General features: G+C 30.1%; 11 protein-coding genes. All 11 read left to right on the top strand.

All coding sequences use genetic code 11. The features are described 5' to 3' along the window. Positions 1-9 precede the first annotated feature (9 nt). Positions 10-2475, top strand: a complete 2466-nt coding sequence (gene bamA, locus HNQ06_RS00265; RefSeq protein ID WP_184106808.1) for an outer membrane protein assembly factor BamA — start codon at positions 10-12, stop codon at positions 2473-2475. A gap of 23 nt (positions 2476-2498) precedes the next feature. After that, a complete protein-coding gene (locus HNQ06_RS00260; protein ID WP_184106806.1) occupies positions 2499-3032 on the top strand; it encodes an OmpH family outer membrane protein in 534 nt (177 codons plus the stop codon). A gap of 292 nt (positions 3033-3324) precedes the next feature. Further along, positions 3325-5913, top strand: coding sequence for a DNA mismatch repair protein MutS (gene mutS, locus HNQ06_RS00255; protein WP_184106804.1), 2589 nt, complete (start codon positions 3325-3327; stop codon positions 5911-5913). 1 nt (position 5914) lies between these two features. Continuing rightward, positions 5915-6532, top strand: coding sequence for a ComF family protein (locus HNQ06_RS00250; protein WP_184106802.1), 618 nt, complete (start codon positions 5915-5917; stop codon positions 6530-6532). Positions 6533-6632: 100 nt separating this feature from the next. Further along, positions 6633-7070, top strand: coding sequence for a ribosome maturation factor RimP (gene rimP, locus HNQ06_RS00245; protein WP_184106800.1), 438 nt, complete (start codon positions 6633-6635; stop codon positions 7068-7070). A gap of 13 nt (positions 7071-7083) precedes the next feature. Continuing rightward, on the top strand, positions 7084-8532 hold the full coding sequence (gene nusA / locus HNQ06_RS00240; protein WP_184106798.1) for a transcription termination factor NusA: 1449 nt from the start codon (positions 7084-7086) through the stop codon (positions 8530-8532). Between the two features lie 2 nt (positions 8533-8534). After that, entirely contained in the window at positions 8535-11084 is a 2550-nt protein-coding gene (infB, locus tag HNQ06_RS00235; protein WP_184106796.1) for a translation initiation factor IF-2, read from the top strand. Positions 11085-11107: 23 nt separating this feature from the next. Then, complete coding sequence (gene rbfA / locus HNQ06_RS00230; protein WP_184106794.1) at positions 11108-11470, top strand: 30S ribosome-binding factor RbfA; 363 nt, start codon at positions 11108-11110, stop codon at positions 11468-11470. Positions 11471-11472: 2 nt separating this feature from the next. Beyond that, positions 11473-12321, top strand: coding sequence for a tRNA pseudouridine(55) synthase TruB (truB, locus tag HNQ06_RS00225; RefSeq protein ID WP_184106792.1), 849 nt, complete (start codon positions 11473-11475; stop codon positions 12319-12321). Between the two features lie 169 nt (positions 12322-12490). Continuing rightward, a complete protein-coding gene (gene rpsO, locus HNQ06_RS00220) occupies positions 12491-12757 on the top strand; it encodes a 30S ribosomal protein S15 (protein ID WP_002557393.1) in 267 nt (88 codons plus the stop codon). 14 nt (positions 12758-12771) lie between these two features. Next, positions 12772-14940, top strand: coding sequence for a polyribonucleotide nucleotidyltransferase (gene pnp / locus HNQ06_RS00215; RefSeq protein WP_184106790.1), 2169 nt, complete (start codon positions 12772-12774; stop codon positions 14938-14940). Position 14941 lies beyond the last annotated feature (1 nt).

Raw genomic sequence — 14941 nt, 5'->3', positions numbered from 1 at the left:
GAGGTTAAGATGGGTTCAATTAGAGGTTTGTTTTTTGTAAGTTTTTTAATATTTTTTGTTGTTTTTAGTTTTGGTCAAGTTGAAAATTACAAAGGAAAAATAATAAAGGGTATTAATTTTGAAGGACTTAAGAATAAGAAGGAGAGAGATTTTATTAATATTTTAAAACCTTACATTGGCGTGGCATATTCTAATGAAATTTTTGATAAATTGCAAATTGATCTTTATTCTCTTGATTATTTTTCTGGGCTTATTAAGCCTCTATTTAAAATAGATGGTGAGAATCTTTTTATTACATTTATTGTAAAAGAAAAATCTTTAGTTAATTCTGTTGTTTTTTCTGATAGCAGTAGGGTTTTTTGGAATAGCGAACTTGTTGAGAAGGTAAATATTAAAACCAATGAGCCTTTAAATCTTGCGAGTGTTAATAAAGGTATTGACAAGCTTGAAGAGATGTATAAAGATATGGGATATCTTGATGTTTCTGCAAATTTTGAAATAAAAGAAGAAGGAAATTTAGTTGATATTATTTTTAATATAGTAGCTGGGCCCAAATATGTTGTCAAAGGGATTGACTTTGAAGGAAATTTAAGCTTTAAAAGCAGCACTTTGAGAAAATCTTTAGCATCAAGAGTAGTGTCTCTTTTCTCAGATGGTAAATATTTAAAAAGTAATGTTGATAAGGACAAGCGTCAACTAGAGTCTTTTTATAAAAATAATGGATATATTGATGTTAAGATTATCAATAGTACTGTTGATATTAAAGATTCCCTTAAAGATTCTAAAAGGCTAGAAAAGGAAGTTTTTTTGAAATATTTTCTTTCAGAAGGCAATGTTTTTAGGTTTGGAAAGCTTGAAATTTCTGGTAATTCAGTTTTTAGTTTAGAGGAATTAAAAAGTTTTATTACCTTTAGCGAAGGTGATATTTTTAATGATTCTAAATTTGAGCAGGATTTTGCCAAAATTAAAGAAAGTTATTTTAAGGAAGGGTATATTTTTACGGAAATTATTCCTTCACAAAAGATAAGAGGGGAATTTGTTGATTTGTTAATTAAAATTTTAGAAAAGGATAAAGCTCATATTGAGTCTATTACTGTTTCTAAAAATAAAAATACAGCTTCGCATGTAATACTTAGAGAGATTCCCCTTCAAGAGGGAGATGTTTTTAGTTTGGACAAGTTTAAGATGGGCATGGCAAATTTACAGCAGCTTGGTTATTTTTCAAATGTAATTCCTGATATTGTTCCAGGCAATACAGAAGGGCTTATGAAAATAAATTTAAACATTGAGGAGCGAGCAACAAGTAATTTTGGATTTGGTATGAATTTTGGAGGCAATTCAAATTCTTCGTTTCCATTCTCAGTATTTGGGCAGTGGGAGCTTTCTAATTTTTTAGGCGAAGGCTATTATTTTGCCGCAAGACTAAATTTATCTTTTTTAGAGCAAAGTCTTAGTTTGACATTTAGAGATAATTGGTTTTTTCAGAAAAGATGGACCGTAGGTGGATTTATAGATTTTTCACATTCTGTTAATACTGCTTATCAGGATATTAATGGGCCTATTTTTTCTGGCAAAAGAGAAGTTCCTGATCCATTTACAAGTTGGGAAGAATATCGAGATGCTAAAAGCTTTTCTGATTTTAATGCCATGAATTATTCCTTGCTTAAACTTAGTTTTGGAGCGTTTACAGGGTATACTTTTTCTAATTATCTTGGTAAGCAAACCCTTCTTGGTACTTTACAAACCGCTTTAAAATATGTTTTTTATGATAACGAGGTTAACAGACCTTCAAATTATTATTTAAGAGATAATTACAAAACTTTTAGATTTGAAAATTCTCTTAGTTTGAGCGCGGCTTGGGATACAAGAAATTCTACTTCTTTATCTAATAATGGATTTTTACTTAAGCAGCAGTTTGATTTTTTTGGTGGATTTTTATTTGGTCAGAGCCATTTTATTAAATCTTCTACAACCTTTGAGAGATATTTTTCTCTTTTAGGATATGAGGATGTGTTTACTCCTTATTTTGATATTATTTTGACCTTAAGGAGTGTATATTCAAATATATTGCCTCCTCTTGGTAATGGTTTTGAAATTGAAATTCAACCCCATCATCACATAATTCTTAGTGAAAATTTTATGCAGGCTAGAGGTTGGGGGATTTTGAAAAATATTTACAGTTCTTTTGTAAATACTGTGCAGATATCTATTCCTTTGTTAAAAAATATTTTAGTTTGGGATGCTTTTTTTATAGATTTTGCTTCCTATTCTTTAGAAGGGCAAGAAAATTCTTTGTTTAGACCTTTTAGTAGTTTTGCTTTTAGCTGGGGAACTGGAATTAGAAGCCTTTTGCCTCAATTGCCGTTGTCTTTTGTAATAGCTTATCCTTTTTATTTTGACAATGATAAAGCTAACAGTTATTACAAATATTATTCTGGATTTAAATTTTTCTTAGGAATTGAGATGAGATATTGATTAATAATGCTATGGAGAAATTTGTGTTTTTTTTGATTTTACCATTGTTTTTTTTATTGTCTTTTAATGTTTTTTCAATAGATGTTGTTAAAATAGGCATTGTTGATTTTGATAGAATTGTGATTGAAGTTTTAAATCCTCAATTGAAAGCTAATCTTGATCAAATAAAAAATCGTTATCAAGAACAAATAAATACTTTAAATTTAGAACTTAAGAATTTAAAACAGATGTATGATAGATCGATTGCTGATAATGATTTAGATAATGCAAGATCTTTTGGAAATCAATATAATTTAAAAGTTGATGAGCTAAAGAGAGTATCTAGTTTGGCAAAGAATAATTTAGAACAGCAGAGATTGGCCAATATTAATAGTTTAAATAATAATAGTGAATCTTTAAGTAAAATACTTCGTGGCATTCAATATATTGCAGAAATTAATGGGTTTTCTTTGATTATGAAAAAAAATAATCCATATATTCTTTACCACAATAGCACTGTTGATATAACAGATGATGTTGTTAAGCATCTTTTAGAAAAGGACAATAAAAATCCTTAAAGACTTTTTCTTTCAAGGTATTACTTTCTTTTTTAAATCTGTAATGTTCTGCCTCAGAATAAGTTTAAATCCAACTTAAACAAAAAATTATTGTTTATTGTGAAAAGTTTTTTGCAAACAAATTTTTTAAAATTAATTAAATTTAAAAAATAGACTTTTTAATAACTGGGTAGCAGTTAATTGTATAAAATATTGCTTTTATAGTCTTTTTATTATTTTATATTCTTTCTTTTTAATTGAATTATATTTATTTTATAATATCAATTGTAATTCAATATTATTTAGGAAGCATATGGAAAAAAATGTTACCCCAATGATGAGGCAGTATTTAGATATCAAGAAAAAATATAAAGATGCTATTCTTTTTTTTAGAGTAGGAAGTTTTTATGAAATGTTTTTTGATGATGCAATTGAGGCAAGCAAGCTTCTTAATTTAACATTGACAAAAAGAGAAAATGTTCCAATGTGTGGGGTGCCTTACCATACTAGTAAAGAATATATAAGGAAATTAATTTTATTTGAGAAAAAGGTTGCAATTTGTGAGCAAGCCTCTAATTCTACTTCTGGGGGGCCTTTAGAAAGAGAAGTTGTTGAGGTAATAACCCCAGGCGTTATTATTGATGAAGATTTTTTAAATGATGATGTCAATAACTATTTAGTTGCTATTAGTGATTATAAAAATTATTATTCGTTTTCTTATATAGATTTATCTACTTCTAGTCTTGGGATAATGTTTTATGAGAATAGCTTTTTTGAAAAGCTTAAAAGGGATCTTGAGAAATACTCTCCCAAAGAGATAATAGTTTCTGAAAATTTTTATTATGAATACTCAGAGAAACTTAATCTTAGTCGGTTTTTAATTAATAAAGTGCCTACTTGGCATCTTGATAAGGATATTGCAATAAAAACAATAAAGGAGCATTTTAACATACTTGGATTGAGCTCTCTTGGATTTGATGAAGATAAGCCTTATTACATTTCAATTTTTCTCATTATAAATCATATAAAAAATAATTTAAAAAATTTATTAAGCAATATTGATAAAATAGATATTAATAATGATTCTTCGTACATGTTTCTTGATGATGTAACTCAAGTGAATCTTGAACTTGTAAAAAATAATAATGATTTTTCTTCTCAATATTCATTATATTCTGTGTTAAATGATTGCAAAACTGCAATGGGAAAAAGACTTTTAAGGGAATATATTTTAAATCCAATTTTAAATATATCTGAGATTAATGCCAGACTAGATCATGTTGAATTTTTTTGCAAAAATATTAGCTTAACTATGACTTTAAGAGAAACTTTTATTAATATATGGGATATTGAGAGAATAATATCTAGGATTCAAATGAAAAGATATGTTAAAAAAGATTTTTTATTTATTGAAAAAGCCCTTTCTGTATTTTTTACGGTAAAAAAGTTATTTGACAAGCATAATTTTGATTATTGGAATTTTGATAAGTTTGAAGAAGATAGTATTTCTAAGGTTTATTTTTTGATTAATAGTGCAATTTCAAGCTTGCCCGATGAGCTTATAAAAAGAGGTTATGATTTAAAGCTTGATAGCTTGAAAGATTTAAAGATTAATGCAAATAAATATATTGATCAATATCTTGAATCAGAGAAATTGCTTAGCAAGATCAATAACTTAAAGATTAGAAAAACTAATAATAGGGGATTATTTTTTGAAGTTACAAAGAGTAATTATGCTCAGGTGCCTCCACATTTTATGGAAAGCCAATCTTTAAATTCTTCAAAAAGATATAAGACAGAAAAACTTATTTCTCTTGAAGTGGATATTAATAATGCTGAAGACAATGTGGTTGCTTTTGAGCAGGAAATTTTTGATGAAATAGCATCAAATGTTGTTAAGCATAATAAAGTTCTTAAAAAGGTTGCAGAATTTTTTGCATATATTGATTTGGTTGTTAACTTTGGTTATTTGGCAAAAAAAAATGAATATAAAAGGCCTGTATTGACATCCAGTAAAGAAATTTTTCTTGACAAGTCTCGTCATCCTGTTGTTGAGCGCTATGTGAAAAACGCTGAAATCTTTACTGAAAATTTTGTAAGGATTAATAAAGAAAAGCATTTTTGTTTAATTACTGGACCTAATATGGCAGGTAAATCAACTTATTTGCGTCAGGTGGCTTTAATTACTTTAATGGCGCACATAGGTTCTTTTGTTCCAGCTTCTAAAGCTGTAATAGGTATTACAGATAAAATTTTTTGCAGAATTGGAGCAAGCGATAATATTGCCAAAGGGGAATCTACTTTTTTGGTTGAAATGAATGAAACAGCCAATATTTTAAGGAATGCAACAGAAAAGAGTTTAATAATTATGGATGAAGTTGGAAGAGGCACTAGTACTAATGATGGGCTAGCTATTGCTTATTCTATTATAGAGTATATTTTAGAGTATATTAAGGCTAGAAGTTTGTTTGCCACACATTTTCATGAGCTGTCGTCTATTAATCATAAAGCTTTTATTAATCTTTCAATGAAAATTGAAAAGCAAGGCAACGAACTTGTTTTCTTAAGAGAAGTTGAAGAAAAGCCATCTCTTAATTCTTATGGGATTTATGTTGCTCGCATAGCGGGACTTCCTTTAAGGGTAATAGATAGAGCCAATGTTATTTTAGAAAGTTTGCTGGGCCGAGAGGGTAGCTCGTGCTTAGAATTTATTCCCCATGTTTCTTCTAATGGTAATGATAAAGGGGGCTTGAAAAATGACACTGATGTTCATGTTAAATTAAATGAGTATTTAGAGTTAAAAAATTTTATTTCTAGCATAGATATTAATAATATTACCCCTTTTCAATCAATTGAGCTTTTAAATCAACTTGTTTTAAAGGTTGTCTCTCAGTCCAGTTAGTATGAGCTATTTAAATGTTCTAAAGAGTATATTTTTACCCTTTTGTGTGTTTTGTGGAAAAAGATATATATCTTCTAATGCTCTTTGCGACCAATGTAAGTTACTTTTTAATTTTAAAATTAAATTTGATGAGAATTTGATTTATTTTTTTGAATATAAAGAGCATTACAAATCTTTAATTTTGTCTTATAAGAGGGATTCTCAAAAGTCAATTGGTAGATTTTTAGCAAGTGGAATTGCTGAATGTTTGAATAATATTGATTTTGATCAAATAGTAACCGTTCCTTGTAGTTTTAAAAGAAAATTATTTTATGGTTTTGATCATATGGAATACATTGGTATTTTATTAAGCCGTTTTGGTTTTAATTATATAAATATTTTTTCAAGAAAGTATGGGAAAAGTCAGAAGTTAATGAAAGGGAATCTCAGATTTAGAAATCTTGAAAATAAAATTAAATTAAGATCAAAATATAAAAATTTTCAGTTTAAAAAGATTGTTTTATTTGATGATATTGTTACTACAGGAGCATCTATGCGCACTTGTGAAGATCTTATTATGCAATTGGGAGCTTGTAAGGTTATAAAGCTTTCGTTGGCCAAATCTTATAATTTGATTTAATGTTGACATTATTTTTGCTAAGTGTTAACCTTGACTTAAGGTTTAGTTTATGTATTTAATAAGGTTCTTTTAAAGAACCTTATTATTTTTAGGAATACAGTTGATTAAATATTTTGACTATAATAATGAAGTTTTTAATTTGATAAAAGATTTAACAGAGCGGTTAAATGTTGAGATATTAGAAATTAATATCTTTAGAAATAAAAATAATGGAAAAATTCAAATAGTTCTTTATAGTAAAAATTTTTCCTTAGGTGTTGATTTGTTGACTGATTTGCATAAGATGATTTTATTAATTTTAGAAGCAAATCTTAAATATGGTTTTGCTTTAGAACTTTCTACTCCAGGAATAGATAGAAAAATAAAAAGTGACAGAGAGTTTAAAATTTTTGAAGGTAAAAAGATTAAGTTGATGTTGGATAATGAATTTGAAGAGGGTTTTATATTAGAGTCAAAGCCAAAAAGTTTTATTTTTAAAACAGATAGCAAAGAAGTAAATGTTTTTTATAGTGATGTTAAGAAAGCCAGGTTAGTTTAAGGAGGAAGTTTGGATGATAAAGGGCACGGGGCATATGATTGTTAATATTGCAAATGATCGCGGCATGAGTATAGATTCTATTAGAAAAACAATTAAAGAATCAGTATTAATAGCTTATAAGAAGTATTTTGGAAGCAATGAGAATGCTTTTATTAAGTTTGATGATGATACGGGAGATTTGTCTGTTTATGCAAAAAAGAAAATTGTAGAAGAGGTAAAAGATTCTTTTCTTGAAATATTAGAAAAAGATATCTCAAGGGAAAATATTGTAGAAGGTGGTTATGCTTACATTGAAATTAATCCTAAAATTTTTGATAGGCTTTCTATTCAGGTTGCAAAGCAAAGAACCAAAAATGACTTGCAAGGAATTGAGGATAATGAGATTTTGTCAGAATTTAAAAGCAAGTTGAATAAGGTTGTTATTGGATACGTTCAACAAAATAGAAATGGTGATCTTTATGTTAATCTTGGCAATACGGATGGTATAATTCCCAAGAAGTATCAGTCGCCAAGAGAAGTTTATAACCTTAATGATAAGATTAGAGTTTTAGTTTATAATGTCAAAAAGGGTAAAAATGGTATTGAAGTTATTCTTTCTAGAACCCATCCAAAGTTTATTGAAGAGCTTTTAGCGCTTGAAATTCCAGAAATTGAAGAAGGTATTATTAAGATTCATAAAATAGTTCGTGATCCTGGTTACAGAATTAAAGTTGCTGTTTATTCTGAAAAAGAAGAAATTGATCCTGTTGGTCCTTGTATAGGGCAAAAAGGAGTCAGAATTCAATCTATAATTAAGGAACTTGAAGGAGAAAAAATTGATATTATCCCTTATAGTAAAGATATTAAAGAATTTATAAAGGATTCTTTGACTCCTTCAAAGATAGAGCATGTTTATATTCTTGACGAGGATTTACATAAAGCTTTAGTAGTTGTTAGTGATGACCAACTTTCTCTTGCTATAGGTAAAATGGGTCAAAATGTTAGACTTGCTAACAGACTTCTTGACTGGGCTATTGATGTTAAAACTAGCAGTCAATTTGCAGAAATGAAAGCTAATTCGGAGTTTAAGCAAGAAACACTCGAAATGTTTGATAAAGTTATGCAGGATGTTGTTGAAGAGGAACAATTTGAAGATATTAGCAAAATAAGTGATCTTAAATTACTCGATTCTTCTGTGATTTCTAATTTATCAAAAGAGGGGCTTGATGATATTGACAATTTTTTACAAGCGGATGAGGGAGTGCTTTTTAATCTTGGTGTAAGTTATGAAAAACAAGAAGAAATTAACAAAATATTAAAAGAGGGTATGATAATAATTGCTAATGACAATGATGAGTCTATGGAAAAGGTAGAAGAAGATGAAGAGCTTCTTTGTCCTGAATGTGGTGTTGTTATTAATGAAAATATGACCTCCTGTCCGGGTTGTAAAATAGGGCTTAGTTTTGAGTTTGAGGAGGAGTAGGTTTGTCGAAAAATATTGATGATATTAAAAATGAAGATGGCAAAAAAATTAAGATTATTAAGTTGAAAAAGAAGGTAGTAAAAATTGTAACACATAATGATTTAAGCGGTAAAAATGATTCAAATAGTTCTGTTGATTTGCATAAGCAGAACAATAAAATTGAATATTCGCAAAACAGAGACAACAGAGGTGGATATTTTCAAAATAGAGACAACAGAGCTGGCGGGTATTCGCAAAATAGAGACAACAGAACTGGTGGATATTCACAAAACAGGGACAACAGAGCTGGCGGGTATTCGCAAAATAGGGACAACAGAACTGGTGGATATTCACAAAACAGGGACAACAGAACTGGTGGATATTCGCAAAATAGGGACAACAGAACTGGTGGATATTCACAAAACAGGGACAACAGAACTGGTGGATATTCGCAAAATAGGGACAACAGAACTGGTGGATATTCACAAAACAGAGACAGCTCAGTCTCTCAATATCAGGGTTCGGTAAAGAAAACATATGTTGCCAAAAATAATCCCCAAAATAAATATACTACTACTTCTATGTCTTTTAGAAGAGTTATAAAAACCAAAGTTCCCGTTATTGTTAGCAGCGCATCTTCAGCAGATTCTGAGAATAGCAAAGAGTTAAATCGTAAGCTTGGCGAGAAAAAAAAACAGCAACAAGAGAGTCAAAAAAGCTATAAAAGAAAAAAAGCAGAAACTGAGAGCAAAACGATTGAACAAAAAGTTTTTGAGCAACTTCAAAAAAAGAAAAGAGAAAATTTAGCTAACCCTATTCCAAAGTCAATTGACATTATGGGCAGCATTACTGTTTCTGATCTTGCAAGAAAGATGAATTTAAAATCTTCTGATTTAATTGCTAAATTAATGGCTTTGGGCGTAATGGTGACTATTAATGAAAAAATAGATTCTGATACGGCAACTATTTTAGTTGAAGAGTATGGTTCAAAAGTTAATGTTGTCTCTATTTATGATGAAACGGTTATAGAAGAAGAAGTGGAGGATCAAAGTAAAAGAATTGAAAAACCTCCTGTTATTACAATAATGGGTCATGTTGATCATGGCAAGACTAAATTACTTTCTGTGCTTCAAAATATAGATATAAATCAAACAGAGTCTGGTGGCATTACTCAGCATATTGGAGCTTATACTATTGTTTATAATGATCGAGAAATAACATTTTTAGATACTCCCGGTCATGAAGCTTTTACTATGATGAGAAGTCGTGGGGCTCAAGTTACAGACATTGTTGTTCTTGTTGTGTCAGCAATTGATGGTGTTATGCCTCAAACTATTGAGGCTATCAATCATGCAAAAGAAGCAAATGTTCCAATTATTGTTGCTATAAATAAGATTGATTTGCCGGATTCAAATCCCGATAAGATTAAACATCAGCTTTCAGAATACGGTTTAGTATCTGAGGATTGGGGGGGAGATACTATTTTTGTGCTGATTTCTGCCCTTAAAAAGATAGGAATTTCTGAGCTTCTTGACATGATTCTTCTACAGTCAGATATGATGTTATTAAAGGCAAACCCATCCAAAAGAGCTATTGGAAAAGTACTTGATGCTAAGATTGATTTGGGGCGCGGAATAGTTTGTTCTGTTATTATTGAGGATGGAACTCTTTATGTGGGAGATTCTTTTGTGGGCGGAGCGTGCTATGGTAAAGTTAAGGCATTAATTAGCGACAAGGGTGTTCCCGTTAAGAGCGTTGGGCCTGCTAAAGCCATTAGTGTTTTAGGATTTTCTTCAATGCCTCAGGCCGGGGATCCTTTTCAAGTAACTAAAACTGAAAAAGAAGCAAAATTGATCAGTTCTAAAAGGCAAGATCTTAAAAAATATGAATCTTCCAAAAATGTAAAGAAAGTTACCATGTTAAATCTTTATGATTCAATCAAAGAAGGAACGCTTAAAGAGCTTAAAATAATTTTAAAAGCAGATGTTCAGGGTTCAGTCGAAGCTTTAAAGAATTCTCTTGAAAAATTAACAAACGATGAGGTTCGAGTAAGAGTTGTGCATTCATCAGCAGGGGTAATAACTGAAACAGATATTAGCTTTGCTTCAGCAAGCGATGCTATTGTTATTGGATTTCATGTAAGGCCTACTGCAAAAGCTCAGGTACTAGCAGATCAGGAAAAAGTTGAGATTAGAAAGTATAATGTTATTTATGATGCTATAAATGATGTTAAGTCAGTTCTTGAGGGAATGCTTGAGCCAGATGTTGAGCAGCAGTTTATTGGCTTTGCTGAAGTGAGAGCTGTAATAAATGTTCCTAAAATCGGGGTAATAGCTGGTTGTTATGTTTCTCGAGGACTAATAAAACGAGATGCGATTACTAATGTGATGAGAGATGGTTTGCAGATTCATTCCGGCAAAATTTCATCTTTAAAGCGATTTAAAGATGATGTTAAAGAAGTTGCTGAGCAATATGAGTGTGGCGTTGTGATCGATAATTATGCTAATATTAAAGAAGGAGATATAATTGAAGCATTTGAGGTAAAAAAGGTGAAAAAAACTTTTAAAACTTAGTATTGTTTTATTTATATGTGTTTATGTATAAGAATATTAAAAAGTTTAAACTTGAAAGTTTTATTGCTCAAGAAATTGGCAATTTAATAGTAAGCGGGGGGATTAAAGATCCCAGAATTCATTCATTTTTAACCGTGGTTAAAGTAGAATTTTCAAAAGATTTAATAAATGCTAAGGTGTTTGTGGGTTCTATTAAGGAAGGTGCTTCTTTGGATAATGCAGTTAAAGCTTTAAATAATGCTAAGGGGTTCATTCAAAGTCAAATTATTAAGCGAATTAAAGTTAGAAGTACTCCTAAATTATTATTTTTTAAGGACGATTCTCTTTCTAAATCATTTTATGTTAATAAGTTAATTGAAGGATTAAATACTACAAGAGAGAATTAAATTTGAAAAATGGATTCCTTTTAATTAATAAAGAACAAGGCAAAACTTCTTTTGAAACTCTTTTTCCTATAAAAAAATATTTTAATACAAATCGTGTTGGGCATGCTGGCACACTTGATAAATTTGCAAGTGGAATTTTGATTGGTCTTGTAGGAAAATATACAAAGCTTTCAGGTTATTTTACTTCTTTAGATAAAGAGTATGTAGCAGAATTTAGATTTGGATTAGAAACAGATACTCTTGATCCGAATGGAAGAATAGTTAGTAAAACAGATTATATTCCTAATTTAGAGGATATAGATTTAAAGCTTAAAGATTTTGTAGGAGAGATTTATCAAAGTCCCCCTAGATTTTCTTCTGTTCATATTGATGGTAGCAGGGCTTATAAACTTGCTTTGAATGGGAAGTTTTTTGAAATTAAAAAACGAAAAGTGACTGTTTATAATATTCAAAGATTAAGTTATGATTTTACTTCTTCTTTGCTTAGTTTAAAAATTAGTTGTTCAAAAGGTACTTATATTAGGAGCATTGCAAGAGATTTGGCTTATTCTCTGAATTCTTTAGCGTATGTTAATAATTTAAAAAGAACTAAAGTAGGTATGTTTGGATTAAAGGATTCCACATTGTGTGGAAATTTGAGTAAAGCTTCTTTAATTAGTCTAGAATCTTTAAGAAGTTTTGAAAAGGTTTGCATTGATTCTAATAAGATAAATCTTGTTAAAAATGGTGCTTATATTGAAATTAAAATTAATATTAATGAATTTAAGATTTTAAAATCCAGAGAAGAGAAAATATTAGCAGTAATACAAGGAGTGGGTTTAAATAAATATAAATATGTTATTATATTTTAATTTTATATTTATTTTTTAAACAATTTAACAATTTATTATTAAAAATAACCTAAAAAGGATAAATTGCTTTTGTTATTTTTAAGAAAAAATATTATAATTTATCATAGTAAGTTTAAATTATGGCAATAGGTTTGTTAGAGCTTTGCTATAATGGTATAGGAGTTGCTTTATGATAGATAAAAAGCAAAAGCAAAAAATAGTTTCTGAATTTGGAAAAAATGAAAGCGATACTGGTTCTGTTGGGGTTCAGATTGCACTTATTACAGGTAGAATAAAGTATTTAACTGAACATTTAAAGATAAATAAAAAAGATCACAGTTCAAAAAGAGGCTTATTAAAGTTGGTAGGACAAAGGCGAAGTTTATTGCGATATTACCAGAAAAAAGATTTAGAAGCTTATAGGATGTTGATATCTAAACTTGGTCTTAGAAAATAAAAAGAGGTTGAATTTTGAGGAAAATATTAAAGTTGAAAATAGGTAGAGACGAGTTAGTGTTTGAGACTGGATTTATGGCTAAGCAGGCTAATGGATCGGTTCTTGCAACTTATGGAGGATCTTCGGTTCTTGCAACTGTTTGTTGTTCGAGTAATGTGAGAGAAGATTTAGATTTTGTCCCGCTTTCTGTTGAGTATAATGAAAAATATTATGCAGCTGGTAAAATTCCAGGAGGATTTATCAAAAGAGAAGGAAAGCCAAAAGATAAAGAAATACTTGTTTCCAGGCTAATAGATAGGCCAATGAGACCTCTTTTTGATAAAAGATTTGGTCGAGAAATTCAAGTAATTCCTACGACTTTAGCTACAGATCAACTCAATCCCCCTGATATTGTTGGAATGAATGCTGCTTTTACGGCAGTTTTTTTGTCAGATATTCCCTTTAATGGTCCAATTGCAGCTGTTAGAATGGTTTATTTGAATGGTAAGTATATAGTAAACCCTTCATTTGAAGAGATTCATGATTCTGATCTTGATATTGTTGTTGCCGGAAGTTTAAATGGAATTACTATGGTAGAAGGTGGTGCTAATGAGGTTAGTGAGGATATTTTGCTCTCAGCAATAGACGGTGCGCATGAATATATTAAACAAATTTGCAATGCTCAAAAAGAATTTTTAGATATTGTAGGTAAGAAGGAAAAACTTCCTTTAGCTTTTGAAGAAAAAATATTTGAATTTAAAGAGGAGCTTAGGGATTTTGTTTATGCTGACCTTAAAGAAGCTTGTTTTGTTAAGGGAAAGCTTAATAGAGATAAAGCTATAACTTTGCTGCGAAATAAATCTCATGAGCATTTTTCTTCTCTTGAGAAATTGACCGATAGTAATGAGTCTCTTTTTCAGAAAGCTTTTGATGATTTTGAGAAGGAAATTGTTAGAAATTCTATTCTTAACGACAATATTAGAACAGATGGCAGAACTCCTAATGAGATAAGAGATATTATTGCAGAAGTTGATATTTTAAGTAGAACGCATGGATCTGCACTTTTTACAAGGGGAGAGACACAAGCTTTAGCAGTAACTACTCTTGGTACAAGCATTGACGAGCAAATAATGGATGATATTGATGGCGATAAGCGCCTTAATTTTATGCTCCATTACAATTTTCCTCCATTTTCAGTTGGCGAGACTGGTAGACTTATGACCGGCAGGCGCGAGATTGGTCATGGCCATTTAGCTCAAAGAGCTTTAGAATCAATGGTTCCTGGAAAAAATGATTTTCCTTATACTATTAGAGTAGTTTCTGAGGTTTTAGAATCTAATGGATCTTCTTCAATGGCTACTGTTTGTGCTGGGAGCATGTCTTTAATGTCAGCAGGAGTTCCTGTTAAAGGGCAAGTTGCAGGGATAGCTATGGGGCTTATTAGCGAAGGGGATAAATATGTAGTTTTAAGTGATATTCTTGGAGAAGAGGATCATTTAGGTGATATGGACTTTAAAGTGGCTGGTACAAAAAATGGAATTACTGGATTTCAAATGGATATTAAGATTGAAAATGTTACCAAAGATTTAATGAGGGATGCTCTTGAGCAGGCAAGAATAGGTAGAATACATATATTATCTATTATGAATACTGTAATTTCGGATTCAAGAGTTGGTATATCTAAGTATGCTCCCAAAATTGTTCAACTTCAAATTGACATTGACAAGATATCTCTTGTGATAGGATCTACTGGAAAAACCGTTAAGGCTATAACAGATGAATTTGAAGTTAAGGTTCAAATTGAGCAGAATGGAAAAATCATTCTTTTCGGGGATGATGATTTTAAGATGCAAAAGGCTAAAGAAAGAATAGAGAGTATTGTAAGAGAACCAAAGGTAGGCGAAATTTATGAAGGAACTGTTAAAAAGATTAATAGCTTTGGGGCTTTTATTGAACTTACTCCTGCAAAGGAAGGATTTTTAAGTACTCGTTTGAAACCTAGGGACAGTAAGTATGGTTCTGGAAGATTTGGGAATAATGTTAATAGATATTCTAGATTTGGTGGCGGTGGAGATAATATAAGAGGCAATGCGGGGTTAGTTCGACCTCCAAAATTAGAAGAAGGTCAGCGAATTAAAGTTAGAATAATTGATATAGACAAATTTGGCAAAATTGATCTTGAAATTGTTAGAGATAAAGATTAGT

The organism is Borreliella lanei, assembly GCF_014205895.1.
In the GTDB taxonomy this organism is placed as follows: Bacteria; Spirochaetota; Spirochaetia; order Borreliales; family Borreliaceae; genus Borreliella; species Borreliella lanei.
The sequence above is the reverse complement of the archived record's forward strand: the minus strand, read 5'-3'. Positions and strand labels throughout refer to the sequence as shown.

What these genes read in the sequence shown, in the direction of transcription:
- bamA (WP_184106808.1), top strand. Translation starts at nt 10, where the DNA reads ATGGGTTCAATTAGAGGTTTGTTTTTTGTAAGTTTTTTAATATTTTTT.
- mutS (WP_184106804.1), top strand. Translation starts at nt 3,325, where the DNA reads ATGGAAAAAAATGTTACCCCAATGATGAGGCAGTATTTAGATATCAAG.
- HNQ06_RS00250 (WP_184106802.1), top strand. Translation starts at nt 5,915, where the DNA reads ATGAGCTATTTAAATGTTCTAAAGAGTATATTTTTACCCTTTTGTGTG.
- nusA (WP_184106798.1), top strand. Translation starts at nt 7,084, where the DNA reads ATGATAAAGGGCACGGGGCATATGATTGTTAATATTGCAAATGATCGC.
- rbfA (WP_184106794.1), top strand. Translation starts at nt 11,108, where the DNA reads ATGTATAAGAATATTAAAAAGTTTAAACTTGAAAGTTTTATTGCTCAA.
- rpsO (WP_002557393.1), top strand. Translation starts at nt 12,491, where the DNA reads ATGATAGATAAAAAGCAAAAGCAAAAAATAGTTTCTGAATTTGGAAAA.